This is a genomic window from Streptomyces sp. NPDC002809 (assembly GCF_040295435.1).
Lineage (GTDB): Bacteria > Actinomycetota > Actinomycetes > Streptomycetales > Streptomycetaceae > Streptomyces.
The window spans coordinates 1-25,266 of record NZ_JBEOVJ010000006.1; the positions used below are offsets into that span (position 1 = coordinate 1).

Annotated in this window: 21 protein-coding genes; 15 read left to right on the forward strand and 6 right to left on the reverse strand. The window is 68.7% G+C overall.

The window, feature by feature from the left end:
- Positions 1 to 781: 781 nt before the first annotated feature.
- Positions 782 to 2,233 carry an amidase gene (locus ABT025_RS05670; protein ID WP_350990534.1) on the reverse strand — a complete coding sequence of 484 codons (1,452 nt, stop codon included), beginning with the start codon at positions 2,231 to 2,233 and terminating at the stop codon, positions 782 to 784.
- Between the two features lie 115 nt (positions 2,234 to 2,348).
- Between ABT025_RS05670 and ABT025_RS05675 the strand changes: the two genes are divergently transcribed.
- The 3 genes from ABT025_RS05675 (at position 2,349) to ABT025_RS05685 (ending at position 3,902) form a co-directional block, all read left to right on the forward strand.
- Positions 2,349 to 2,972 carry a TetR/AcrR family transcriptional regulator gene (locus ABT025_RS05675; protein WP_124277770.1) on the forward strand — a complete coding sequence of 208 codons (624 nt, stop codon included), beginning with the start codon at positions 2,349 to 2,351 and terminating at the stop codon, positions 2,970 to 2,972.
- A gap of 283 nt (positions 2,973 to 3,255) precedes the next feature.
- Complete coding sequence (locus ABT025_RS05680; RefSeq protein ID WP_073787485.1) at positions 3,256 to 3,504, forward strand: type II toxin-antitoxin system CcdA family antitoxin; 249 nt, start codon at positions 3,256 to 3,258, stop codon at positions 3,502 to 3,504.
- Entirely contained in the window at positions 3,501 to 3,902 is a 402-nt protein-coding gene (locus ABT025_RS05685; protein ID WP_350990224.1) for a PIN domain-containing protein, read from the forward strand. The genes ABT025_RS05680 and ABT025_RS05685 overlap by 4 nt, the downstream gene beginning before the upstream one ends.
- A gap of 178 nt (positions 3,903 to 4,080) precedes the next feature.
- Here ABT025_RS05685 and ABT025_RS05690 read toward each other — a convergent pair whose 3' ends face one another.
- Entirely contained in the window at positions 4,081 to 4,302 is a 222-nt protein-coding gene (locus ABT025_RS05690; protein ID WP_350990226.1) for a hypothetical protein, read from the reverse strand.
- Positions 4,303 to 4,750: 448 nt separating this feature from the next.
- Here ABT025_RS05690 and ABT025_RS05695 point away from each other — a divergent pair, with 448 nt between their 5' ends.
- From ABT025_RS05695 to ABT025_RS05720, 6 genes are all read left to right on the forward strand, one after another.
- Positions 4,751 to 5,239 carry a hypothetical protein gene (locus ABT025_RS05695; RefSeq protein ID WP_350990536.1) on the forward strand — a complete coding sequence of 163 codons (489 nt, stop codon included), beginning with the start codon at positions 4,751 to 4,753 and terminating at the stop codon, positions 5,237 to 5,239.
- Complete coding sequence (locus ABT025_RS05700; RefSeq protein ID WP_350990228.1) at positions 5,236 to 5,886, forward strand: hypothetical protein; 651 nt, start codon at positions 5,236 to 5,238, stop codon at positions 5,884 to 5,886. Before ABT025_RS05695 ends, ABT025_RS05700 begins: the two co-directional genes overlap by 4 nt.
- A 3-nt stretch (positions 5,887 to 5,889) precedes the next feature.
- Positions 5,890 to 10,674: a putative T7SS-secreted protein gene (locus tag ABT025_RS05705; RefSeq protein ID WP_350990230.1), complete on the forward strand. Its 4,785-nt coding sequence runs from the start codon at positions 5,890 to 5,892 to the stop codon at positions 10,672 to 10,674.
- Between the two features lie 10 nt (positions 10,675 to 10,684).
- Complete coding sequence (locus ABT025_RS05710) at positions 10,685 to 11,248, forward strand: hypothetical protein (protein WP_350990232.1); 564 nt, start codon at positions 10,685 to 10,687, stop codon at positions 11,246 to 11,248.
- Positions 11,249 to 11,270: 22 nt separating this feature from the next.
- Positions 11,271 to 11,441 (forward strand): hypothetical protein, encoded by a 171-nt coding sequence (locus ABT025_RS05715; protein WP_350990234.1) that lies wholly within the window; start codon positions 11,271 to 11,273, stop codon positions 11,439 to 11,441.
- 63 nt (positions 11,442 to 11,504) lie between these two features.
- Positions 11,505 to 11,855, forward strand: coding sequence for a DNA-binding protein (locus ABT025_RS05720; RefSeq protein ID WP_350990236.1), 351 nt, complete (start codon positions 11,505 to 11,507; stop codon positions 11,853 to 11,855).
- A 284-nt stretch (positions 11,856 to 12,139) separates the two neighbouring features.
- On the opposite strand, the gene ABT025_RS05725 is transcribed toward ABT025_RS05720, so the two are convergent.
- Together ABT025_RS05725 and ABT025_RS05730 are read right to left on the reverse strand one after the other, a co-directional pair.
- Positions 12,140 to 12,577 (reverse strand): NUDIX hydrolase, encoded by a 438-nt coding sequence (locus ABT025_RS05725; protein WP_350990238.1) that lies wholly within the window; start codon positions 12,575 to 12,577, stop codon positions 12,140 to 12,142.
- A gap of 30 nt (positions 12,578 to 12,607) precedes the next feature.
- Complete coding sequence (locus ABT025_RS05730) at positions 12,608 to 13,024, reverse strand: SDR family oxidoreductase (protein ID WP_350990240.1); 417 nt, start codon at positions 13,022 to 13,024, stop codon at positions 12,608 to 12,610.
- Between the two features lie 114 nt (positions 13,025 to 13,138).
- Between ABT025_RS05730 and ABT025_RS05735 the strand changes: the two genes are divergently transcribed.
- The 6 genes from ABT025_RS05735 to ABT025_RS05760 all read left to right on the forward strand — a co-directional run bounded on the left by ABT025_RS05735 (position 13,139) and on the right by ABT025_RS05760 (position 21,790).
- Entirely contained in the window at positions 13,139 to 13,261 is a 123-nt protein-coding gene (locus tag ABT025_RS05735; RefSeq protein WP_502971890.1) for a hypothetical protein, read from the forward strand.
- Between the two features lie 121 nt (positions 13,262 to 13,382).
- On the forward strand, positions 13,383 to 14,003 hold the full coding sequence (locus tag ABT025_RS05740) for a pentapeptide repeat-containing protein (protein ID WP_350990245.1): 621 nt from the start codon (positions 13,383 to 13,385) through the stop codon (positions 14,001 to 14,003).
- A 525-nt stretch (positions 14,004 to 14,528) separates the two neighbouring features.
- Positions 14,529 to 15,047: a hypothetical protein gene (locus ABT025_RS05745; protein ID WP_350990247.1), complete on the forward strand. Its 519-nt coding sequence runs from the start codon at positions 14,529 to 14,531 to the stop codon at positions 15,045 to 15,047.
- Between the two features lie 898 nt (positions 15,048 to 15,945).
- Entirely contained in the window at positions 15,946 to 18,999 is a 3,054-nt protein-coding gene (locus ABT025_RS05750; protein ID WP_350990249.1) for an FG-GAP-like repeat-containing protein, read from the forward strand.
- Between the two features lie 869 nt (positions 19,000 to 19,868).
- On the forward strand, positions 19,869 to 21,326 hold the full coding sequence (locus ABT025_RS05755) for a PP2C family protein-serine/threonine phosphatase (protein WP_350990251.1): 1,458 nt from the start codon (positions 19,869 to 19,871) through the stop codon (positions 21,324 to 21,326).
- Positions 21,323 to 21,790 (forward strand): response regulator, encoded by a 468-nt coding sequence (locus ABT025_RS05760; protein WP_350990253.1) that lies wholly within the window; start codon positions 21,323 to 21,325, stop codon positions 21,788 to 21,790. The genes ABT025_RS05755 and ABT025_RS05760 overlap by 4 nt, the downstream gene beginning before the upstream one ends.
- On the opposite strand, the gene ABT025_RS05765 is transcribed toward ABT025_RS05760, so the two are convergent.
- Positions 21,775 to 24,057, reverse strand: a complete 2,283-nt coding sequence (locus ABT025_RS05765; RefSeq protein WP_350990255.1) for an ATP-binding protein — start codon at positions 24,055 to 24,057, stop codon at positions 21,775 to 21,777. The two genes, ABT025_RS05760 and ABT025_RS05765, sit on opposite strands and share 16 nt — an antisense overlap.
- 353 nt (positions 24,058 to 24,410) lie before the next feature.
- Positions 24,411 to 24,749: a MerR family transcriptional regulator gene (locus ABT025_RS05770; protein ID WP_350990257.1), complete on the reverse strand. Its 339-nt coding sequence runs from the start codon at positions 24,747 to 24,749 to the stop codon at positions 24,411 to 24,413.
- Positions 24,750 to 25,266: the final 517 nt, after the last annotated feature.

The window sequence follows — 25,266 nt, forward strand, 5'->3', positions numbered from 1 at the left end:
GTCCTCATCTCGGCGAAGACCGACGGGACCGTGCTGACCGGCGCCCGCATGCGGGGCGTCCGCCGCGGATCCCTGCGTCCCTGACGCCCGAAAGCTGCGGTTGTCCCCCTCGCGCTCATCTGCGGCTACATGGAGGAGGCCCGGTCCTTGAGAGCAGCACGGGCGCACCTTCTCGGAGTTCTCCACGCAGAAGTGCTCCCCCTGATCGTGAGCGTGCGCGCGCACTGGCATCCCCGCTGGCATGCCCATCGGTGCGCACCCCGACGGATATCCGCAGCACCCCGCCACTCATGCCCCATCCATGCCCAGCCCGACGGCCAACAGCGGTGAACACGGGGCCCGCGAGACCACACCAGGAGCACCTGCGGAGTGACGTATCAGCAGGTCAGGGCGCACGGGGCAACCGTAGGCGCCGGTGATTCCCAAGCTCAGAGCGCGAGTTCGATTCTCGTCACCCGCTCTTCCCACGAACCCTCAGGTCAACGGCCTGGGGGTTCGTCGTTTCCTAGACGCCGTGTGGGCCGCGTGCCCTCCTCGGGGCTCTCATGTACGGCGCTGGACAACTCGCCGTCTGGGCACGCCGGGTGGCGAATGGCCCTTCCTTCGCCCTGCACGCGTGCCCTCGGCGCCCGCCAGCCACCGCGGGGAAGCCCAGATCGGGTTTCCTGATCGCGGCAGGAGCCGCATCTGAGGGCACCCCTCCCTCGGGTCACGAGAGTTTTCGGTCCTACGACCGGCAGCAATCCGTCGATGTCCCTCTGCAGCGTGATGGGAGCATTCTTCAGCGGGCTGAATAACTCCCTGCCCATACCGTGGGAATTCGGCCTGACCACGGACTTGCCTGTTCGAGTTGTCCGGCGAGGCGGAAGAGCCGGCCTTCGAGGCCATATCCGGCGGCGAACTGCATGCCGACCGGGAGCCCCGTCCCGGCGTCGGCCGTCACGGGTACGGATATGGCGGGTGTGCCTGCCACGTTGAACGGCATGGTGAACGGCGACAGGTCATTGATGCGCTCGATCCAGCCGAGGCCGTCCAGTGCCTCCGCACCCTCCGTGTGAGTGCCGAGAGACACGGGAGGCTCCGGCAGGGTTGGCGTGAGGAGGATGTCGTACTCGTCGAAGTACCGCGCCAGGCTTCGGGCCACCCGGTTCCGCATCGCGAGAGCGGTGTGGAACTGCGCGCCGCCGACCCGATGCCCGTAGTGGTAGCCGGCGAGGGTCGCCGGTTCAAGGGTCGAGGAGTCGATGGGGCGGCCGAAGGCGGCGGCCAGCCCGTCGACCAGGGTGGTGAGGTTCACCGTCATGAGTCGGGCGTTGGCCAGGACGAATTCCTCCCAGCCGACGCCGAGGCCGACCTCAACCTCCGTTACCTGATGACCAAGGAATTCAAGCAACCGCACGGTGCGGGAGAGGGCGTCGGTCACCGGTGCGGTGGTGCGGCGTCCGCCCCATGCCTGAGCGAGAACACCGATGCGCAACGAGCCCGGATGACGGGTGACTTCCTCCGCGTACGGCCGCGACGGCTGCGGGGCGAAGTAGGGGTCGCCCGATTCCGGGCCGCGTATCTGGTCGAGCAGTACCGCACTGTCGCGTACGGTGCGGCTGACGCTGCCGTGGACGGCCAGGCCGCTGAACACCTCGTCGGCGTCGGGCCCCATGGACACCCGGCCACGGGTCGGCTTGATCCCGAAGAGGCCGTTGTAGGCGGCGGGGATACGGAGCGATCCGGCGGCATCGGTGCCATGGGCGACCGGAACCACCCCGGCGGCGACAGCGGCGGCAGCGCCCCCACTGGACCCGCCTGCACTGCGCTCCAAATCCCACGGGTTACGGGTCACGCCGTACAACGCGGATTCCGTCGAGATGCCATAAGCCATCTCCGGTGTCGCGGTGCGCCCGAACGTCACGAGGCCCGCGCGCCGGAAGCGCCGCATCAGCGAGGAGTCGGCGCCGACGACGTTACCGGCCGCCAGGCGGCTTCCCAGCTCCATCCGCCTCCCGGCCATGGCCACCGCGATGTCTTTGATCAGAAAGGGGACGCCGGCCAGTGGTGTGCTGCCAGGGGCAGGTTCGTCGTCGGTCAGCCAGGTCTCCACGACGGCGTTGATCTGCGGATCAACTGCCTGCACAGCTTGGCGTGCGACTGCCTCCAACTCGGCGGGGAGTACCTCACCCTCGGCCACCAGCTCCGCCAGCCCGACCGCGTCGAAACTCACGTACTCAGAAGCTTTCACTGTCACTCCCCACCAAGAAAGATACTGACGAGTACCGAACGATACCCAACGGTATCGGGTGGGTCCGACTGGTACCGTGGCGAGGGTCTGAACCGCGCGATCGACCGGAGTAGTCATGGCATCGACCCTCAGCAGGCCGAGCAGAGTGGCGAAGCTGCCGCCTCGTGAGCGCATTCTCGACGCCGCCGAAGAGCTCTTCGAGAGAGAAGGGATCCGGCTGGTGGGAGTCCAGGCGATCGCCGACAAGGCCGAGACCACCAAAATGGCGATCTACCGGCACTTCGAGACCAAGGACGCGCTGGTCGCGGAGTGGCTGCGGATCGTCGCCGCGGACTATCAGGCGGCGTTCGACCGGGTGGAAGCCGAATATCCCGACCGCCCCGAGGAGCAGATTCTGGGCCTGGCCCGATTCATCGCCGAGGGGCTGTCGGCGATCTCATACAGGGGTTGCCCGTTCATCAACTCCCTCGCCGAGCTTCCCGACCGCCTTCATCCGGCACGGCAAGTGATCGAGGACCACAAGGCCCGCCAGACCCGCAGACTGATCGGCATGTGCACCGAAGCGCAGATGCGCGACCCCGGACAGGCCGCGGCCGAGATCACCTTCGCACTCGAAGGAGCCCAGGTCAGCACACAGAACGGAAGCATCGATCAGACGGGAGACCGCCTGATGAAAGTTGTCGAGGGAATCGTGGACCGGCACCGCTCCCCCCTCGGCGCACACAGCGCGGCCGACTGACCGTCCGCGCCCCGGCCCGAATCCCACTCAATGCAGGCATGCGAGTGCGTGGCCGTACCTTGGGATCGTCGTGATCGTCCGCGTGATCGACGCACTGAGTTGGTTGACCGAGAGTGGCGGACCCGGAGACGTCAGCCGGGCGGACCCGAGACCCACGCAGCCCCTCGTGCCGAGACCGCGCTCTTGCAGTAACCCTGTTCACCGTCCGGACCCTGCCCTCTCGGCGTGCAGCATCGGGAGCAGAAGCCCAGACGGTGCGCGCATACTCCAGTATGCTGGGTTCATGTCCTCCACGACTCGCATCACCGTCACGCTCCCCAGCGACCAGGTGGCGGAGCTCCGCAAGCTCACGGACAACGTCTCCGGCTATGTGGCGGAAGCCGTGGCCCGCCAGATCAGGCACCAGCTTCTGGGCGACGACCTCCGCCGCCACGAGGAAGAGCATGGAGGCTTCAGCGACGAGGAGCTCGCCGAGGCCCGCGCGAGGATCTTCGGCTCCGCCGGCTCTTCCAAAGACGCGGACGCCGCGTGAGCGAGCGCATCGAGACCGTCGTCCTGGACTCGGAAGGACTGTCCGCCTGGGTCGCGCAGGACCGCAAGCTCCTCGCCATGCTGCAGGTCTTCCACGACATGGGAGCCGACCTGGTGATCGGGGCCAACACCATCGTGGAAGTCGCCCACTCCCGCACCAACATGCCACGCCTCAACTGGGCCCTGTCCCGTGTCAAGGTGGAGCCCGTCACCGAGCAGGCGGCGAAAGCGGCGGCTGAGCTCCTCAAGGGCACCGGACTGCACGGGCACAAGTACGCCATCGACGCCACGGTCGCCGAGGTCGCGCTCCGCCAGCCGAAACGCGTCGCCCTGCTGACCTCCGACAGCGATGACATGACCAAGCTCTGCGGCAACCAAGTCCGCGTCGTCTCCCTCTGACCAGTCGGCCCGCTCGGAGCACGCGTCGCACTGCCGGCTCTCGTGCCCCATCCGTGCCCTTCGGAGCGGACAGCAGCGGTCGAGTACGTCTCCCAGAGGCCTCGCCGACCTCGTCTGGACCGGTCAAACATGCAGGTCAGGGCGACTGCACCAGTCCTAGCACCGGTGATTCCCAAGCTCAGGTGAAGGGTGAAACCTGCCGGCTCGCCAAGTGCTCGAGTGTGGCTTCAAGGCACGCCTCGGCGGACGACAGGTCAGTCCTGAAGAACCCCTCCGGCCCGAGAGCGCCGCCGGAGACGATCACCATCCAACGCCGTCCCTGTCCGCGCTCACCATCAGCCTTGAAGACCACCGAGCATCCTCGCTCGGCCAACCACTCCATCAGTTCCACGACGTCCACGACCGCCCCTCCCTCCCAGGCCCGTCCAGGACGAGCCGTAGCGCACCAGATTGGCACCGGAATGACCGGTCAACAGCGGTCACCACGAGCCACTCTGACACTACTCAGCTCACCCAAGATGGGGTCGTTTCACCAGGTCAGCGCCTCAGCCGCTCTCACGCGATCAGCGATTACCAAGCTCAGAGCGCGAGTTCGACTCTCGTCACCGGCTCCACGAAAAAGCCCCAGGCCAACGGCCGGGGGCTTCTTTGTTGTTCGGGCCTCGCTGCGTCTGCCGTGACAGGTCTGTTCGGCCTGATCAGGTCGGTGACCCGGCACCGCCCCCGCCTGACGTCGCAGGCCCACGGGTCGGCGGAACCGCAGGTTCATGCCGAGCGTGGTGTCCTACGGTGTGGAGACCGGGGCCGGGCCCCGGGGCAGTACGTGGTGGGACGTGAAGGGGGACGGCATGGCTGCGGGGACGGCGCTGGCGGAGCGGATAGCGGATCAGCGGGCCGGGGTGGGTGACCCGCGGGCGCTGCTGGGGGAGTTCCGGCGGGCGTTGGTGCTCGTGCCGTTGGACGGTGGCGGGCTGTGGACCGCGGCGTTCGGCGGGGTGCGCTGGGTGTGCGGGTTCACCGACGAAGCCGCCCTGGCCCGGTTCGCGCAGGCGCGGAACGCACTCGACGGTGCCGGGGGTGCCGGGCGGTCGTGGGAGTTCGCGGAGCTACGTGGCGCGCGCCTGCTGGACGAAGTCGTACCGGCGATGGGGGTGCCGGCCGGAGTCGCGGTGAACATCGCCGACCCCGACGGCTCCATGTTCTTCCCGCCGGTGACGGGCATCGTTCCGGATGGCGCCTCCGTCGACCGGGAGGATGCCGGCTCCGTCGACCGGGAGGACGCGGCCGCGCAGGCTTCGGCTGACGCACCGGGCCACGGCGAAGGGCAGGGTCGATGAGCGGCGGCGGTGCGGGTGATCTGAACATAGATCCGGCGAGCGTCAAGAAGATCACCAGTGGTCTGAGGGCGGCGGTGGCCGAGCTGAAGGAGATCGGCACCGGAACCGGGGCGGTCCTGGGCAAGGGGGTGTCGGATCTGTCGATGACCGGTATGGAGGCCGGGCATTACGGGTTGTCGGTGACGTTCGAGGACTTCTGCGAGCGGTGGGAGTGGGGGGTCCGGGCTCTGGTCCAGGACGCCAACGCCATCGCGGCGAAGCTGGGCCTGTCGGCCGGGGTCCTGTGGGAGGAGGACCAGTACATCGAGGGCACGTTGAAGATCGTGGTCAACGCGGGTGTGGGTAATCCGAACGCGTCCGAGGCCGACATCGTCAAGCAGGGTTGGGGGGACGTCCTCACCCCGGACTACCTGAGCCCGGACTACAGCCCGGAGTCGTTCCAGCGAACGGCGGACGAGGCCGGGCAGACGTGGAAGGACACCGGGCGGGCCCTGGTGACCGAGGGGAACGGCGGCCGGCAGGCAGACCAGCTGAACGACCTGCTCGGCATCGACCAGGAAGCCTTCGACCGGCAGGTCGACGAGACGTTCGGGCCCTCCCCGGAGGAGCGGGCCCGCCAACAGCAGCAGGACAACGGGGGGAACTGATCCATGGGACTCGGGGATCTTGTCAGCGACCTGACACCGGATTTCATCGAAGATGCCGTGGAGGACGGCACGAAGTGGGTCGGTGACCGGGTCGAGGACGCCGGGGACTGGACGGCCGACCGGCTGGAGGACGTGGGCTGGGACTCCGGCGCTGACTGGGTGCGTGAACAATCGCGTTCGGTGGCCAACCGGATGGGCGCCGAGGTCGAGGAGATGGACCTCGGGCAGACCGAGGACAAGAAGAAGCTGGTCTACGGAAGCCCCTCCGAAATCCGCTCGACCGCCACGCACCTGAAGAACCTGCAAGGTGCTCTCGACAACGTCGGGGGCGGGCTCAAGGGGCTGGACGCCTCCACGCTCAAGGGGAAGACGGCTGACGCGTTCCGGGACTCGGTCTCCATCGAGCCACCGAAGTGGTTCAAGGCATCCGACGCCTTCGAGAAGGCCGCAGGCGCGCTGGAGTCGTTCGCCGGAACGGTCGAATGGGCGCAGGGACAGGCCCAGTTGGCTATCGACAAGTGGAAGGCCGGCACCAAAGCCTCCGAGGAGGCAATGGACGCACACAAGGCAAAGTGCGACACGTTCAACAAGGCCGTCGACACGTACAACGCCCTGCCCTCCGACAAACGCGACCCGTCCACGCTGCCGCCCAGGCCCGGTGAGTTCACCGACCCCGGCAAGGCGCGTATGGAGGAAGCCCAGCAGTTGCTGGCGGAAGCCCGCACACAGCGCAACACCGCAGCCGAGACGGCCCGCACCGCGGTGGCCGCAGCGCGGGACGCCGCGCCGACGAAGCCGAGCTACGCCGAGCAGGCCATGGACGGGCTCGCCGAGACCCAGATCATGAACACGCACTTCGTCGGCGGGGTCGCCAAGGGCACGGCCGGGCTCCTCAACTTCGTGCGCACCGTCAACCCGATGGACCCGTACAACCTCACCCACCCCGCCGAGTACGCCCTCGCGCTGAACAACACCGCCGCCGGACTCGTCCAGGTCGCCAACGACCCCTGGGGCACCGGCAGGCAGATGGTCACCGAGTTCATGAAGGACCCCGCCGAAGGACTCGGCCGCCTCGTCCCCGACCTGGTCCTCACCGCCGCGACCGGCGGCGGAGGCGCCGCGGTCAAGGGAGCCCGGACCGCGAAGGAACTCGCCGACCTCGCCCAGGACGCGAACAAAGCACGCCGCCTCATCGACGACGCCCCCGAAGGCACCCACAACCGGGCCCCCGAGGAACGCACCACGAAGGGCACCGACCCGGTCGACCTCGCCTCCGGCCGCATGTTCCTGCCCCAGACCGATGTGGTCCTGCCCGGCGTCCTGCCGCTCGTCTTCACCCGTCGCGTCGAGTCCGGCTACACCGCAGGCCGCTTCTTCGGCCCCTCCTGGTCCTCCACCGTCGACGAACACCTCGAAATCGACGCCAACGGCGTCATCCACGTCACCGACGACGGCCTCCTCATCACCTACCCCCACCCCGTCCCCGGCCTCCCCACCCGCCCCGAGACCGGCACCTCACGCAGCGCCCTCAGCCGCGAGGAGAACGGTGACTACACGCTCACCGACCCCGACACCGGTCTCATACGCCACTTCGACGCCCCGCACGGGGCAGAACCGGGAGAAGACGGCGACGCCTGGCTCGGCGAGATCACCGACCGCAACGACAACACCATCACCTTCGACCGCACCGACGACGGCACACCCCAGGCCCTGGTTCACTCGGCCGGCTACCACCTGAAGCTGACGACGACCGACGGCCGCGTCACCGCTCTGGCGCTCACCGGGCCGGACGATGGGACGGACGGCCGACCAGCCTGGCCCGTCATGGCCTACGGCTACACGGATGGCAATCTCACTGGGATCACCAAGCCCTCCGGCGCCACTCTCACCTTCACGTACGACGACCACCGCAGGGTGACCGGCTGGGTCGACTCCAACGGTTGCGGCTATGCCTACACGTACGACGACCGGCACCGGGTGACCTCCGAGGGCGGCGAGGCCGGGCATTTCCACGTCACCCTCGGCTACAGCGAACCCGACCCGTCGACGGGCCACCGCACCACCACCTTGACCACCGCTGAGGGCCGCACCACCCGCCACTTCATCGGCACGGGCAGCCGCATCCTCGCGACCACCGACCCGCTCGGCCACACCACCCGCTTCACCTACGACGCCCGAGGCAACCGGCTCAGCCGCACGGACGCGCTGGGGCGGACAACCCTCCTCTCCTATGACGAGGATGGCCGGCTCTCCACCCTCACCCGCCCCGATGGGAGCACGATCCGCGCCGAACGCGACTCCTCGGGCCAAGCGACGGAAATCACCGCTTCCGGCGGTGCCCGATGGCAGCAGGCATTCGACGACCGCGGCAACCGAACCTCTCTCACCGACCCCGCGGGGCAGACCACGCGCTACACCTACGACGCACACGGCCGCCCCCACACCGTCATCGACGCCGTCGGCGAGGTGACGACCGTGCGCTGCGACCGGGCCGGTCTGCCGCTGGAAGTGACCAACCCGCTCGGCGGCACCACCCGCTACCGGCGCGACGTCTGCGGGCGCCTCCTGAGCGTCACGGACGCCCTGGGAGCGGTCACCTGCTACGAGTGGAACGCCGACGGTCTGCTCTCCCGCCGGATCGCGCCCGACGGCGCCGCCGAATCGTGGGCCTGGGACGGCGAGGGCAACTGCCTCACCCACAGCGACCTCTCGGGCCGCACGACCCACTACGAGTACACCCACTTCGACCTTCTCACGGCGCGAACCGGCCCGGACGGGTGTCGCTACACGTTCGACCACGACGCCGAGCTGCGCCTGACGCGGGTGACCAACCCTCAGGGCCTGACCTGGAGTTACGAGTACGATTCCGCAGGCCTGGTGATCGCCGAGACCGACTTCGACGGGCGCACGCTCCGCTACGGACTCGACCCCCTTGGCCAGGTGATCCGCCGCACCACGCCGACGGGCGAGACCATCCACTACGAACGCGACATCGGTGGCCGGGTGACCCGCAAGGTCGCAGCCGGCCGGACCACCAGTTACGCCTACACCTCTGGCGGCCAACTGCTCGACGCGTCCGGTCCGGACGGGAAACTCAGCTATCAGTACGACCGTGGTGGGCGGGTCAAGACAGAGCTGGCCGACGGACGGGTCACCACGTACGCCTACGACGCCTTGGGCCGTCGCACCCGCCGGGTGACCCCCACCGGGCAGGTCACCACCTACACGTACGACACGGCCGGGAACCTCGTGCGGCAAACCAGTGGTGGGCACGATATGGACTTCGACCGCGACGCCAACGGCCGCGAACTGACGCGTCGGTTCGACGAGATGCTCACGTTCACGACCGAGTGGGACACTGCCGGACGCGTCGCCGGACAGGAGACCTCGTCCGGCGGGCGCAGCCTCAATCGCCGCACGTACAGTTATCGCGCCGACGGAATGCTGACCGGCATCGATGACGAACTCTCCGGGCCCCGCCGTTTCGACCTCGACCTGGCCGGTCGCGTCACCGCGGTCCACGCGAACAGTTGGAGCGAGACGTACGCCTACGACGAGGCGGGCAACCAGACCGCGGCCTCGTGGCCCGCGTCCATGCCCGGTCAGGAGGCAATCGGTCCGCGCACGTACGCTGGGACCCGCATAACCCGCGCAGGCAACGTCCGTTACGAGCACGACACCGCCGGCCGCATCACCCTGCGCCAAAAGACCAGGCTCTCCCGCAAGCCCGAAACCTGGCGCTTCACCTGGGACGCCGAGGACCGCCTCACGGCCGTCACCACACCGGACGGCGCCCGGTGGCGCTACCTCTACGATCCGCTCGGCCGCCGGACCGCGAAGCAGCGGATCGCTCCAGACGGTGTCACCGTGGCCGAGCAGGTGAGCTTCACGTGGGACGGCAGCACTCTCTGCGAAGAGACCACCACCTCCGCCGACCTCCCGCACCCGGTCATCCTCACCTGGGACCACTCCGGGATGCGCCCGCTCGCCCAGACCGAGCGCATCACTACATCCGACCCCTCTCAGGAGGAAGTCGACCAGCGCTTCTTCGCCATCGTCACCGACCTCGTCGGCACGCCCACCGAACTCATCGACGAGTCCGGCGGTATCGCCTGGCACACTCGCACCACGCTGTGGGGCACCACCACCTGGTCACGCACATCCACCGCGTATACACCGTTGCGCTTCCCCGGTCAGTACTTCGATCCGGAAACCGGTCTGCACTACAATTATTTCCGCCATTACGACCCGGAGACCGCCCGTTATCTGACGCCAGACCCCCTCGGGCTCGCGCCCGCCCCGAATCCCGCGACCTACGTCAACAACCCGCACACGGCGGCCGACCCTCTCGGGCTCGCGCCCGTCGAGTGCCCGGACGAAACGGTGACGGTCTACCGCAAACAGACGGACCATCCGCTGAGCCAGCGCGTTCATATCGGCGAGAACGGTGAGGTGACGATTACCGGTCACGGCAAGCTCTACCTCAATATGAGCGGGGACATGAAACATACCGTGGAATTTCGTTCCGACAGCGGACAGATCGTTTCGTACGACATCCCGAAGTCCTATCGAGATTCCATTCACGAGAACGCGCTTCCACAAAACAAGGCCGACCACCCGGACGGTTCCGCGTTCACCCGACAGGAATGGAAGGCACTCCTCAAGGAGTATCCCGAGATTTCGGACCCAACAAAGGGTCCACATCTCTACGGAATTCCAGATAAAATGCTCGACGGACTGAGGGATGCTATTGTCCCCGGATCTGGACGCGTGGTCCAAGAAGGGTGAACATCCTCAAATGATGCACAGCAGCGACAGCCTGGCGGCAGAATTCCAGCGACTCCGGGGCCGCCCGGGTGTCGAATCCGCTCCGCCCGTCCTCTCTCTCTTCGTCGTCGATGTCTCCGGCGACGCCGCAGCGTACGAGCAGCGTCTGCGTTCGATCCTTTCTCCTGCTGTTCGATTGGGAGCCACTGCGGATTTCGAGCAGGAGAGCCTGCCGGTCGACGATGTTCCGGTCTGGTTCGCGGCTGTCAGTTCCGGGGACGAGGAACGCGCCCCGCAGTTCGCCAGGGCCGGCCACGAGGGATACGTGGAGCACACGGGGGGAGGCCGGCCGTGGGAGATGCAGGACTGGCTGTACCGCTTCGACCCCGACGAGGACTCCCGAGGCTGGGAGTGGTGGGATGCCACACCGGCCGGACCGTCCCGCGTCCACATCTGGGTGGACAGCTGGGGAGAATCCTTCTTTGGCTGCCAGGAACTCCTCTGGGCCGCATACACAGCGGGCGCGGTCCGGGTCGACGGCCCTACGCTCCAGAAGTCCACGGTGTGGTCGGCGGAGCGGGGCCCTGCTCGCTGACACCGCTCGGCAAGGACCGGACGTGCGCAACAACGCTCGAATGAGGGCGCTCCTGCAGGAGACGGGCACTGCAGGACTGAGCGCCCAGGACATCCCTCCCATGTTCCGTGAAGTCGTGGAGCGCGGACGGTCCTTGACGCCCGGCGACGGGCGGGTGCTGACCGACCTCCTCCCCGAGATCCTGCCGGCATGAGGAGCGCGCCGAGGCTCGCTCGATGATCTTTGGCGGCGGCTCCTCCAGGGGCGCGGACGCCGCGTGAGCGAGCGCATCGATACCCTCGTCCTGGACTCGGAGGGCCTCTCCGCCTGGATCGCGCAGGACCGCAAGCTTCTCGCGATGCTGCAGGTCTTCCACGACATGGGAGCCGATCTCGTGATCGGGGCGAACACCATCGTGGAAGTCAGCCACTCCCGTACCAACACGGCTCGCCTGAACTGGGCCCTGTCCCGCATCAAGGGCGCCGGACTGCACGGACACAAGTACGCCATCGACGCCACGGTCGCCGAGGTCGCGCTCCGCCAGCCGAAACCCGTCGCCCTGCTGAACTCCGACAGCGACTACATGACCAAGCTCTGCGGCAGCCAGGTCCGCATCATCCCTCTCTGACCCTCCAGGCCACCCCGGGGCATGAACCTCAACAGGTTCTGGTGCACTGTCGCCACCCGTGCCCCATCCGTGCCCAGCGGGGAGGACAACAGCGTTCATGTACGGCGCCCGGAGACCACTCCAACCGCGCACGTCTCGACCAAACATGCAGGTCATAGACAATACGGTCGTTCGAGAACCGTTGATTCCCAAGATCGGACTGCGAGTTCGATTCTCGTCACCCGCTCCATATAAAGGCCCCAGGCCATCGGCCCGGGGGTTCTTTGCTGCCCGGGCCGCTCCGATCAGAGCGACGACTCGACTCCGAGGCTTCCGGCCCTGATGGCTCCCCGCAGGACGTGGGCGATCTCCTCGGGCTTCAGGTCGATGCCGTCGAGCCCCTCCATGGTCAGCGGAACCTCCTCCAGCGCGTATTCACCACGGCCTGCGGCGCTGAACTCGGGACCGGTGCGGTCGTCGAAGGACCAGGTCGCGATGCGGGCGAAGTAGAAGATCTGCCGCTCGTCGTCGGACTCCATCGTGTGGAGGAGGCGGATGATGTCGGCCTTCCCCGCAATCTCCTCGTGGATCTCCCGATGGAGGGCCGCCTCCCGGGACTCGTCGCTGGGTTCGACGCCGCCACCGGGCAGGACCCAGTACTCGGGGATGCCGGGCCGGGTGCGGCGGATGACCAGCATCGTGTCGTCTGCGGTGACGAGGACGGCGCGGACTCGTTCCATCATTTCGGTTTGTCTCCTTGCTTGTTGGTGATCTCAGTGCAGCAGCCAGCCACCGTCGACGTGGACGGACTGCCCCGTGATGAACGAGGCGGAGGGGCCCGCGAGAAACGCCACCAAGGCTGCGACATCGTCGGGCCGACCACGGCGCGGGACACACTGGCGCCTGATCTGATCTTCCGGCCGCGCACGGTGCCGGGCGGGGAGGGTGTTCTCGGCCTCGATCTGGATGGCACCGGGCATGACGGTGTTCACGCAGATTCCGCACGGGCCCGGTTCACGGGCGAGGGAGCGGGTCAGTCCCAGCATCCCTGCCTTCGCAGTGCTGTACGCGAGGTTCGTTCGGCCGGCGCGGGCGTTGACACTGCCGATGTCCACGATCCGGCCCCAGCGGCGTTCGATCATGCCGGGGGTGAGCACGTGCCAGGCGCGGTAGTGAGCGGTGAGGTTCACGTCGAGGGGTACTCCAGCCGGTGCATCCGCTCCCCGTGACCCATTGGCCGCATCAACTCCGAGCGCAACCACAATCGCTGCTCGACGGCACGACGGGAGGCTACGGATGAGCTGGTGGCACGGAAGGCGGATGGAACACCACTCGATCACATCAAGGACCTCACTCGGGCACAGCAAGGACGGAGAACGTCCGTAAGGTCCTCTGGAAGGAGGTGGAACGACTGCCAGAGGGGCTGACCGATCGAGGACTCGAAGTCTCCTCAAGAAGCACGACAAAACGGTCTACCACCTGGGCCGTGTAAAGGACTTCCTGCACCGGATCAAACAACAGTGACAACAGGGACGGAAGGCCAGCCGCATGACCACTCCACCCGGCATCCCGGACGAAGAGAGCCACGCAACCGAGTTGCGGAGGCGATGGGCTCAGCCTGAGAACGCGCCCTTCCTGGTCGGGCTCCGGTCCGCCCTGACCAGGAACACCGGCGACTGGCGCGCGATGGTGCGCTCATGGACGCAGCCGTGGGGCACCGAGAACGACCTGAGCGGCATCCCACTGGCCGGTGCGAATCTCTCGGGTCTGGACCTGGCAGGCGTCCACCTCGGCTATGCGGACCTGCGTGGCGCCACCCTCACCGGCTGCGACCTCACCGACGCCTTCCTGACCGGTGCCGACCTGCGCGATGCGAGCCTGGCGGGAGCCGCACTCACCCGGGTGAACGCCGGCCTCTGCGACCTCGGCGACGCCGACCTGACGAGGGCTCGTGCCGACGACTCCATCCTCTCCCGCGCCCGCCTGGCCGGTGCCGTCGCCTGCGGAGCTTCCCTGCGCGGCGCGAGGCTCGTCGGCGCCGACCTCACCGGCACCGACCTCACCGACGCCGACCTGACGGACGCTGTCCTCATCTCGGCGAAGACCGACGGGACCGTGCTGACCGGCGCCCGCATGCGGGGCGTCCGCCGCGGATCCCTGCGTCCCTGACGCCCGAAAGCGGCAGTTGTCCCCCCTCGCGCTCACCGGCGGCTACGTGGAGGGGGCCGGTCTTGAGAACAGCACGGGCGCACCGTCTCGGAGTTCTCCGCGCAGGATTGCTCCCACTGATCGTGAGCGTGCGTGCACACCGGCATATCCGCCGGCATCCCCATCGGTGCGGACCTCGACGGATGTGCCCAGCACCCCGCCACTCATGCCCCATCCCTGCCCAGCCAGAGCGGTCGGAAGCGCGCTGAGGTTCTTGAAGTCGTCGAGGTCAAAAGCGCCCGGGCTCCCGCTCAGTTGACGGCCATCGGGAACGCAGCCCGTTTCTGCCAGGATGTTCGGGAAGACCACGGCCGATCCGAAAGACACGTCCCGCCTGGGAGTTCGACTTCGACGAGGCGAAGAACTCACCCGGCGACTGCCATGACTGGCTGCTCTGTACGATCACCGAGTACTGGGCGCTGATCCGCTTGTCCCGTGCGGAAATCAGCGAGTGGTGTCCTGCCGGATAGCTCAGGGAGTTGGCGAGTGCCCGCTTTGGACTTCTACGCTCACGTCGCCGTTTGCGGTGAGGTCCTGGGAGTTGGCCTCGGTGCCGACCCGGAAGCCTGGGAGGCCGCCCTGGGGGCGGCATGCCTCGATGTTCCCGGTGGTGGTCTACTGCGGCGGGACTACGGGCTCGTGGAAATCAACTTCTCGCCGGACCGGCCGGGGCGGCCAGGCCGGATGTCGTGCTTCGGCTTCGGCGTGAAGATCCAACGACTGCTGTACGACCAGTCCCCGGACACCGTGCCGTCCCCGCTCTCGCGGGAGTACGGGGAATTCGCGCCCAGAGTCCCCTTCAGGGAACTTCAGGCTGTCGTCCTGGCCCTGGGCCGCACGGTCGAACTCGACAAGCACAACACGTCGAGTGACATGGACTGCTACCGCGTATCCGCTTCCGCCGCCCGTATCCATGTCGTCGCTGCCCCTGCCCCGTACGGGTCGGGCGACCCGGATCCGGACGGACGTCACAGGGGCGACGTCTGGTCCGTCGACGTGTGGTGACCGGCCGGCGGCCTCTCGGCAGCGTCAGCGATTTCTCTTCGCCACGAGGAGCGCCGGGCGGCGATCACCTGCGCGGCGGGCAACGATCCGAAGAGCGCGCGCCACCCGGCTGATCAGCCCCGCTCAAGGCCCGTGCGCATCCAACCGGTCAAGGGCTGTCCGTGATCCGTGGTGGATCAGCGCGCGGCGTCGGATGCGGTGCATCGCAAGGCGGAGGGTCGTCCGCATCCCGGATGTATTCGGGCGTTCCGGCAACGCGGCGAGGTGCCGTAGCCGTCGTCGCGCGCCCGCCAGGGGTTACGGAACAGCCCGCAGGCCGATGCGGGTCGGGCGTGCCGTCATCGCTCATGTGCTCCCGCTGCCAGATCCCTTTCCAGCTGAACGGGGCCTCCGGGACGAACCGGTGCCGCTGCCCGCACGGACATGGCGCCAGCACCCACGGCACAGCTCGATCCAGCCGTGCCCGGTCGAGCTCAGCACGCGCGGTCCTTCATCCCCGCAAGCCGGGCAACCGGGCGGATCGGCGCCGTCCAGAATCGCGTTCTGTCGCCGGACGTACTCGGGCAGCCGCAGCGACGGATGGCGAAGCAGGCGCATCGCGACTTCCGGTGCATGCCCGCGCTCAGAGGGCGAGTTCGGTTCTCGCCACCCGCTCCATGACCGGGACCCGGGTCAGGGACATGGCTCAGGGACATGGGTCTTGTCGAAGTGCGCGTGATCAGTCGTCACCGCGCACCCCCCGGGCCGTAGGTCATGCACAGGTAAAGTGCTAAAGTCCGGCCACTCGCCTGGGGGGATGGCTGAACGTCATAGGTGCCGCGCGTCCATGATCTGCGGCTCAACGGCGTACGCACAAGTCTCTCCAAGCCTTCGACTACCGTCCCTGGAGAGGTCCTGCATGGGCAGACGTGCGCTCGTACGAGGCGCCACCGCCGCCACTGTTTCCTTCACGCTCGCCCTCGGGCTCGGCCCGCTCTCGGCCGGCAGCGCGTACGGGGAGACAGTCGCCGGAGAAGTTGTCGTGCCGGCCACGACGGCCATGGTTCCCCGGACGGGCCTGCTGAGTGCGGGTCCCTCGGGGTTCCTCCGGTACGAGGAGGGGCGGGGCCGGCTCTGGACGACGTACGACGGTGTCGACACGGTCGTCGACGCCTCGGGCACGGACGTGTACGGCGTCACGAGTGCCGGCGCGGGCTCGGACGTCGTCGCCCGCCACGACAGCTCCGCCCGGACCGTGACGCTGCGGAACATGACGTCCGGCCAGGTCGACACGGTCGCGCTCCCCGACGGTCACTCGTACTTCAGCACCCTCGGCTCGACGGTCGTCACGACGGCGGGAGCCCCGGGTACCAGCTCCGTGTGGCACCTGCTGGACGTCCGGGCCGACGGCTCCGTCACCGACCGCACGGTGGAAGGCGTCCCCGCCGGCGTCTACCTGTGGTCCGCCGCAGGGCTGGGCGACGCGCACGGCCAGGTGGTGCGGTACCGAAAGGGCGACGACGAAGTCACCGGCTGGCTCGACGTCGAGCAGGGGCGCTTCACCGCCCTGCCGTACACCGTGCAGTCGTGGCACTACCTGGTCGCGCTCAGCGCCACCCACCTGGTGTGGTTCTACGACGGCACCCTGCACGTCGCCTCCCGCCAGGACCCGGCGGCCGTCGTGCGGACCGTTGCGGTCGGCGACGTCGCGCAGGTACTGGGCCTGGTCGGGGACACCGTGATCGTGTCCCGGTACGACTCCTCCCTGGGCCGCTACGACACCGGTCGCGCGGTCTCGCGGGTCGAGGCCGTCCCTCTCGACGGCTCCGCGCCTCGGACGCTGCTGGCCAGGACCTCGCGGCAGGCCATGCCGACTCCGGGCGGCGGGCTGCTGGTCGCGGGCGGCGCCGACCCGGACCACTGGGGCGTCTCTCTCATCGAGGCCGCCGGGGGCGGCGGGGTCACCGTGCGCCGGATCGCGGACGCGTACCCCCGGGCGACCGCCAGCACTGTCTCCCAGCTGACCCTTTCCCAGGGGCGGTTGACCACCGTGGAGCAGGATCCCGTGGGTGACTGGTCGTATCTCCACACCCGTGAGACCGGAGTGGCCGGCGCCCCCACGGTGGGGGCACGCACCACCCGCGGCCGCATCGTGCAGGAGGACTACTCGGAGGGGCGTCCGCGTCTCATCGACACCGGCGACGGCCGGACGGTCATCTCCGGCTACGGCACGAGCGCCGCCCAGCAGCCCCAGCTCCTCGGGGCCTCCCGGTCGCTGCCCGGCACCCGGATCGACAGCTCCCGCAGCTATCTGACCGCGACCGCGGCGGACGGCCGCTTCGCCGCCCTGGCCAGGCCGTACGACAGCACCGGCGCGGCGGAGACCCGGATCGTCGACCTCGACACCGGGCGCACGGTGTACACGACGAAGGAGACCGTGCGCGCGATGTGGGGCACCACCGTGTGGGTGATGTCCGGCAACGACTCCGTGGTCCCCGTCGACCTGCTGACCGGGCGGCAGGGCGAGCCGGTGTGGTTCGGGCGCGGCTGTCTGCTGAACGACTTCCAGGCTGTCGGTCGGTGGCTGCTGTGGAACTGCGTGCTCAACTCGGAGGGCCAGGGTGTCTACGACACCGTCACCAAGCGGAACCTGACCCTCGTCTCCGGCTCCGGCTGGCAGCAGGCGCAGCTCGGCGACGGCTTTGTCGCGACGGTCGAGGCCGACCGGCTGAAGGTGATCGACGTCCGCAGCGGGACGCCCGTGTCGCACACCGCCGGGCAGTTCGAGGGGAACGCCTGGGACGTCGACCCGTACACGGGCGTGATCGCCCAGCTCCGCTCCGACAACACCATCCGTCTGACCTCCAGCGGTGTCCCCGTCTCCGCCCTCGTCCAGCGCGACGCCGGCGTCGCCGCCTCGGTGGACGTCAAGGGCGGCGCCGCGCAGTGGAGCCCGAAGTGGTGGCTGAACAAGCCCGCGGCCTCCTGGAAGCTCGTGATCAACAACAGGGCCGGTGCGGCCGTGCGCACGCTCTCCGGCGGCCAGGCACGCGGAGTGGTGCTCCCGGCCTGGAACGGCAAGGACGGCGCCGGCCGGCTGGTCCCCAACGGCACCCATACCTGGAAGCTGACCGTCACCCCCGCGGACGGGCAGGGCGCGGCGCTGACGAGGACGGGCACGGTCGAGGTCACCGGAGCCGCAGCGGCCCGCCGCGACTTCGTCGGTGCGGACGGCTTCGGCGAGCTGATGACGCTGAACGGCTCGGGCGGGCTGACGTACCAGTACGGGACGGGGAAGGGAACGTTCACCGGGAAGCGAACGGGCTCCGGGTGGCCGACCTCGGTGAAGGCGGTCCCCTTCGGCGACCTGAGCGGTGACCGGTGCAACGACGTGCTCGTCCGTTTCAGCAGCGGCGCGTTGCGCGCCTACCGGCCCGCGTGCGGGACGGTGGCGACGCCTTCCACCGCGTACACCTCGCTGGGCACGGGCTGGAACCAGTACGACGTGCTGACCTCGCCCGGGGACATCAGCGGTGACGGCCGGGCCGACCTGATCGCCCGCCGGGCCTCGACCGGCGATGTCTACCTCTACAAGGCGACGAGCACGGGCAAGCTCTCCGCCGGGGTGAAGATCGCGTCCAAGTGGACGGGTTACAAGAAGATCCTGGGCGCGGGCGACCTCAACGGCGACGGTCACGGCGACCTGCTGGTGCAGGACAGGTCGAACGAGCTGTGGCGCTACGACGGCACCGCGACCGGCAAGTTCAAGAGCCGCGTGAAGGTCTTCGACAACTGGGGCTCGTCGTACAACGTGATCGTGGGCGTCGGTGACATCACCGGCGACGGCAGAGCCGACATCGTCTCCCGCGACACCACCGGCACCGCCTGGCGCAACAACGGCAACGGCAAGGGCTCCTTCGGCGGCCGCACGAAGATCGCCACGGGCTGGCAGGGGTACAAGGGCCTGTTCTGAGCCCGCCTTTACCAGTGCCCCGCGGGCCCGGACGACGCGATTCGTCCGGGCCCGTTCCATGCCGCGGGCCCGGGTCACGGCCACCGCTGCCCGGCGAACGAACCACGGGTGGATTCCGGCTCCGTCCGGAAGTCGAACTGCTCGTTCAGCGCACAGGCCGTGCCTGCGACCGGAACCGCGTCCGAGATGGCGCGTCAGGAGGTTCTCCGGGCTGCCCCGGGCGAAGCCGGTGGCCGAGGCACGCCTTCCGGGCCGCAGAGACGCCTGGGAAATGTGGGGACGGTGCGAAGCGGCTCGGGGGTGCCCGGAGGCCGTAGCACTGCTCCGGGCGCCTGGCCGGGGCGATCTTCGCCGCAGGTGCGCAGGCCGGGCGGGTGGTGCGGGCAGAGTGACCGGCGAGGGCGGCACGAGCGACGGCTGCGGCGCTCAGTCTCCGGCGTTTTCCCGCGAAGCGCCACCGGGACCGCGCCTGGAGGCGGTCAGTCGTGGGGTGGCATAGCGTTTCCCGTGACGGGCCGGGGCCGACAGTGGTGATACGGGACGGCGGATCAGCGGTGGAGCAGCACGAAGGCGGAGCATCACGTCAGGCGGATGACGGATGGTGGTCAGGCCGTCTGCATGAGCTCTGGCATGTCGCCGAAACGGCGACGGACGTGACGGGGCTGGCCGATCCCCTCTACGACATGCTGCTCCGTGTGCCGGGCGTACTGGCAGTCGTGGGTACCCGCTGGAGCGGCGGGACTCTGCACTATCTGCGCAGTGTCACCTTGGCGGAGCCGACGCCATCGCTCGTGGAAATTGAACAGTATTACGGCGAACCCGGCGCCGCCGGGGCTCCGGACGATGATCCGGCTGTCACGGTTCACGAAGTGTCGGCGCTCAACGGTGCCATGCCGCATGTCCAGGTGCTGGCCGCAGCCGGCGCGCGGAGCCTGGCCGAGTGCGCAGTGCCGCTGGGACAGAGCGGCTGGGTCTCGTTCATGGTCGGCACCGCGGACAGGGACACGCTCGATGCGACGCTGCGCACCCGGTTGAAACAGGTGGCCGAGGTCGCCGCGGTCTCGGACAGGCGCATCATGGCGCGACGCGCCGACGAGGTGCGTCAGGTGAGTGACGCCTTCCTGGCGGAGGCGTCGTTGCAGATGGATGCGAGCCTCGATGTGAAGAGCACCGTGCGGCGGGTGGCTCGCACGGCCGTTCCCGCCATCGCCGAGGGGTGCGTGGTGCATCTCTGTCTTCCCGAGGGACTGAGAGCCGTGTCCCTCGCGCACGTGGACGCGGGCGAGCAGCAGTGGCTCGGCAAGGTTGCGGCCGAGGACGCCTGGCTGACGGCGGCGCTGCAGCGGGTACTCGACAGCGGGCAGGCACTGGCGCTGAAGGGTGAAGGGCTGCGAGGGGGACCCTTCGGGCCCGCCTCGTCCGGGGCGGGCCGCGCCGTGCGTGCGATCAGTGTGAATCCGCTCAAGGCCCGGGGCCGGACCCTGGGCACTCTGACGTTTCTCTACCACCGGACGGTCGTGGCCGATGGGGCCTCGGGGTTCCTTGCAGGTCTGGCCGCCCGGGCCGCGTTGGCCATCGACACCAGCACCCTGTACGAAGAGCGGCGCCGCCACGTGGTCTCCCTCCAGCGGCATCTGCTGCCGAGCGAGCTGCCGAGGGTTCCGGGACTGGAGCTGAGCTCCGCCTACGAAGTGGGTGACGTCTCGCTCGATGTGGGCGGTGACTTCTACGACGCCGTCCCGGGGGCGGGGGGCGAGGTGACCCTCCTCATCGGCGACGTCTGCGGTCGCGGGGCGGAGGCGGCGGCGCTGACGGGCCTGGCGCGCCACACTCTGCGCACCCTCATCGAGGACGGGAGCACACCCGAGCACGCGCTGGAACGGCTGAATCAGGCCCTGGTCAGGGAGGGCACGTCCCGCTTCGTGACAGCGCTCGTAGCGGTACTGGTGCCGGACGGAAAGGGGTTTCGTGTGCGCTACTGGAGTGCCGGACACCCGGCGCCCCTGGTACGGCGTCAGGACGGCACTGTGGCAGAGCTCCTCGCTCACGGGGATCTGCTGGGTGTGCTGGAGGACATCGAGTACGGATCGGAGTCGGTGCGCCTGGCGCCGGGGGACGCGCTCGTGATGTTCACCGACGGAGTGACCGAGGCGAGGTCGGCAGACGGGACGTTCTTCGAATCGCGTCTGCGGGACGAGGTGGCGCGCCAGGGTGCCGGTGAGGCCCGGGGGTTCGCCGAGCGGCTGGCAGAGGCCGTCGTGGAATTCCGGGCGACGGGTGCCGACGACATCGCTGTGCTCGTCGCACGGGCGGAGTCAGCCGGATGAGCGGGGCTGCCGGGGAGCAGAGGACCGATCACGACCTCGTCTGGGTGGTCGAGGATTCGGCGGAGGACGCCGAGGCCATTGCGCGGGCGCTCCGTCGCACCCATCCGGGTCTGACACTGGACTTCACCGACCGGGGGACGGGATTCGTCGAACGGTTGCTGCATGCCGCCCGGCGGCCGGGGCTCGTTCTTCTGGACCTGAACCTGCCCGGCCCCAGTGGAGCCGAGGTGCTGCGGTCGATCCGCTCCCGGCCCGAACTGGACGACGTGGCCGTGGTCGCCTTCACCTCGTCCACCGGGCCGGACGAGGTGGACACGACCTATGCGGCGGGCGCCGACAGCTACATCTACAAGCCGGTCAACTTCGAGCTCTTCAGCGCGGTGCTGAAGGGAGCTGTCGACTACTGGCAGGGGAAGGCGAAGGGTGGGGACGACAGCAGCCCTGCCGATCAGTCCCCCTCCTGACCCAGGGTGAAGAAGAAGGTGGTCCCGCGGCCTGGTTCGCTCTGGAGCCACAGCTCGCCGCCGTGGCGCTCGACGATCCGCCTGACGATCGCCAGTCCCACGCCGGTGCCGCCGCCGCGCTCGCCCTGTCCGTGCAGTCTGCGGAAGAGCTCGAAGACCTCGTGCTGCCGGTCGGGCGGGATGCCGATGCCGTTGTCCCGGACCACGACGGTCTGCCTCGGAGGCCCGCCGGCCGGCGGGCGGAGCGTGTCGACCAGGATCTCGACCGTGCGATCGTCCTGGTCAGCGGCGTACTTGGCCGCATTCACCAGGAGGTTGACCAGCACTTCGTAGAGCCGGTCCTCATCGGCGTACACCTCGGGCAGGTCATGTCTGATGACCCGCACGTGGGCTTCGGCCAGTCGTTCACCGGCCACGGCGAGCGCGGAATCCAGTACCCGGTCCAGTGGGACACAAGTGCGGTGCAGCCCGCCCCGGCCCAGTCGGGCGAAGTGCAGCAGCGAGTCGAGCAGGTCGTCCATCCGGCCGGCCAGTCGCTGCATGGTGTGCATCCGGCGGACTGTGGTCGCGTCGAGCTCCGCTGCGGCGTCCTCGATGACGAAGGTCGCGGCGTTGGAGATGCCTCGTAGCGGTTCCTTGAGGTCGTGAGCCGCCACGTGAGCGAATGAGTCGAGGTCGGAGTTGGTGATGCGCAGCTGTTCGTTCAACGCTGCCAGCTCCGCCTCGTGCCGGAGCACGAGTCCTGTCAGGGTGCGCCAGAGTTCCTGTGCGGCGGCACGGTCGGTGGGCGTCCAGGGCAGGCACTGTCCGTGTACCACCGCGCGGAATACGGCACCTGAGCCGCGAGGGGTGAGCCGTTCGCCCCTCGGTCCGACCCGGACGGGTCTGGAGGGGTCGGTGGCCCATTGGCGGGAGGTCGGACGGGCCTTGCGGAACCAGGCGAGGAAGTCGCCCGAGCGGCTCAGCGTCACCATCAGGACCCCTGCCGGGCCGCCTTCCGTCATTTCGTCGGGATGGTCCGGCTCCTCCGAGAGGCGGTCCGTACTCCAGACCGTGCCGGGTGCCGGCCCTGCCGCGCGTGCCTGAAGGGCCTCCAGCAGCACGGAGGGAACGCTCATCCCGCTGATGGTGCTGCGGCCGCCGCGGCAGAGCACCGCGCCGTCGGCGTCCAGCAGTTCTCTGAGGGCGTCGTCACCTGCCAGGAGTGAGTCCTCCAAGTCCGACGTCACCCGGGAGAGGATCCGGTCGAGGCGCTCGCGGGATGCGGTGAGCGCCTCGGCCTGCTCCCGTTCGTCGATGACCGCGAGCTGGAGGGAGAAGGCCACACCGAAGAACTCACACGCTGCCCGCAGTTCCGGGGGGAGGGTGACAGCGGTGTAGCCATGGCAGGCGATCAGCCCCCAGAGTTCGCCTTCCCGGAGGACGCTCACCGACATCGATGACTTCACACCGATGTTCCGCAGGTACTCCAGGTGGAAGCCGGACACCGTGCGCAGCACGGAGTCCGACAGGTCCAGCGGCAGGCCCGAATCGGCTCGGAGCGGAGGGTGCAGACCCACACTGATGTCGTCCACGTCGGCAATCGCCCGGATCCAGTTGTCGCGGTAGAGCCGCCTCGCCTGGGGCGGGATGTCGCTGGCGGGGAACCAGAGTCCCAGCCAGGGCTCGCGGCCCTCGGAGGTGTCCTCGGCGACCACCTCTCCCGGCCCGTTCTCTCCGTCGAAGCGGTAGGCGACCACCCGGTCGAATCCGGTGAGCGCCCGAATCTCACGGGCGGCCGCCCGGCAGCACTCGACAGCTGTCATCGAAGACCGCAGACGCGTCAGAGCTCGCCTGACCCCCTGGTAGAAGAGTGCGAAGTGCGGCGCCTCGACGGTGCGCGGCTCGCACTCCAGAACGACCAGTTGCCCGTGCCGGTGCGCGGTCACGTCGAACATCCGGGGGGCGCCCGCCACATCGATCGCGACAGGGAGAACCAGGCTTGCCGCATCGTGCTGAGCGCAGACCTCGAGCGCCTCGGCCCAGTGCTCGGGGGACAGCACGCGCGTGATGGGCCCTCCGACCAAATCCTCGGCGGCAATACCCAGCAGGCAAAGTGTGTTCAGTGCCGCGGTGTCCACGGTGCCGGTATCGGCTTCCACCGCGAGCAGGGTGCCGTGGGACTGGATCATGCCCAGCCGGTGAATGGGCTCCTGGACGCACTCGCTGAGATCGAAGCCGATGGCCGCCGCCGCTTCGGCCTCCCGCTCAGGTTCCGGTAAGGACATCTCTTCTCCCACGCGCCGAATTCCCGAACCGGTCCGACCGGGTGTCCGGATTGCCGCGATCCTTCCACGGCACCCTGCGCGGAGGGGCTCCTGCGGGCGTGTGTCGTCGCTCCCGGTGGCGGCCACCCGCCGGGAGCGATCAGCCCTTCCGCAACCAGGTGTCTTCCTGCACCGTGCACCATTCCTGCGTTTCGAGACGGACAGTTGCGGTTCACGTACGGGTCCCGGCTTCAGAACCAGCCGCCATCGCCTTCCTGTTCTCCTGCCGCCCACGGCCCCCGCCCATGCCGGGGTGCTGATGACGTCGGCATCCCGATACAACGGTGGGCCGGCGCCGCAACCGGCTCGCAGGCTCAGTTCTCGGGCGGCGGGCCCGCCTTTTCGGCGGAGCGACGGTATTCGGCGTTGATGCGCTGGGCTTCTTCGAGCTGGTCTTCGAGGATGACGATGCGGCAGGCGGCCTCGATGGAGATGCCCTGGTCGACGAGTTCCCGGGCGCGGGCGGCGATGCGCAGCTGGTAGCGGGAGTAGCGGCGGTGGCCGCCCGCGGAGCGGAGCGGGGTGATCAGGCGGGCTTCGCCGATGGCGCGGAGGAAGCCCTGGGTGGTGCCGAGCATCTCGGCGGCCCGGCCCATGGTGTAGGCGGGGTAGTCGTCGTCATCGAGACGGCCGAACGAATCATCTGCTGTCACTTGCACCTCTCCAAGGAACGCGTGGAGGGGCCCTGGTGCCAATGGCACCAGGGCCCCGAAGGAACTGCTACACCATCTGCCGACCCTGATACTGCGTCGGCCCCATGTTTCCGCAGACCCGGCCTGAACACAGTCGGGGTCGCGGGGATCGCGGTTGCTTGACCGGAGACCACCTCACTATCGATGTCCTGCGGTACCCGGGCCCAGTCATTCCGCCCGGGCGATCCTGATGGCGCGCTCCTCCGTTCTTCCCTCTTGGTCAATATCTGTCGAACAGGCACTGCATCGCCTGGTACTGCGAACTGCACGCACCCGCGCCCTGGACTTCCACGGCGTGAACTGCGCTCCGGCTCACGGCGGCCCCTGACAACTGCGGGCCACCCGGTCCGGTCGTCAGTTCCGTCGCCGTCCGCAACAACCCTGGCTTCGAAACTCCACCACCGCACCGTTCCGCACACTGCAGCTACGGGCACGACCGCCCGGCAGTTCATCCCTGCCGGGCCTTGCCCGATCTCGG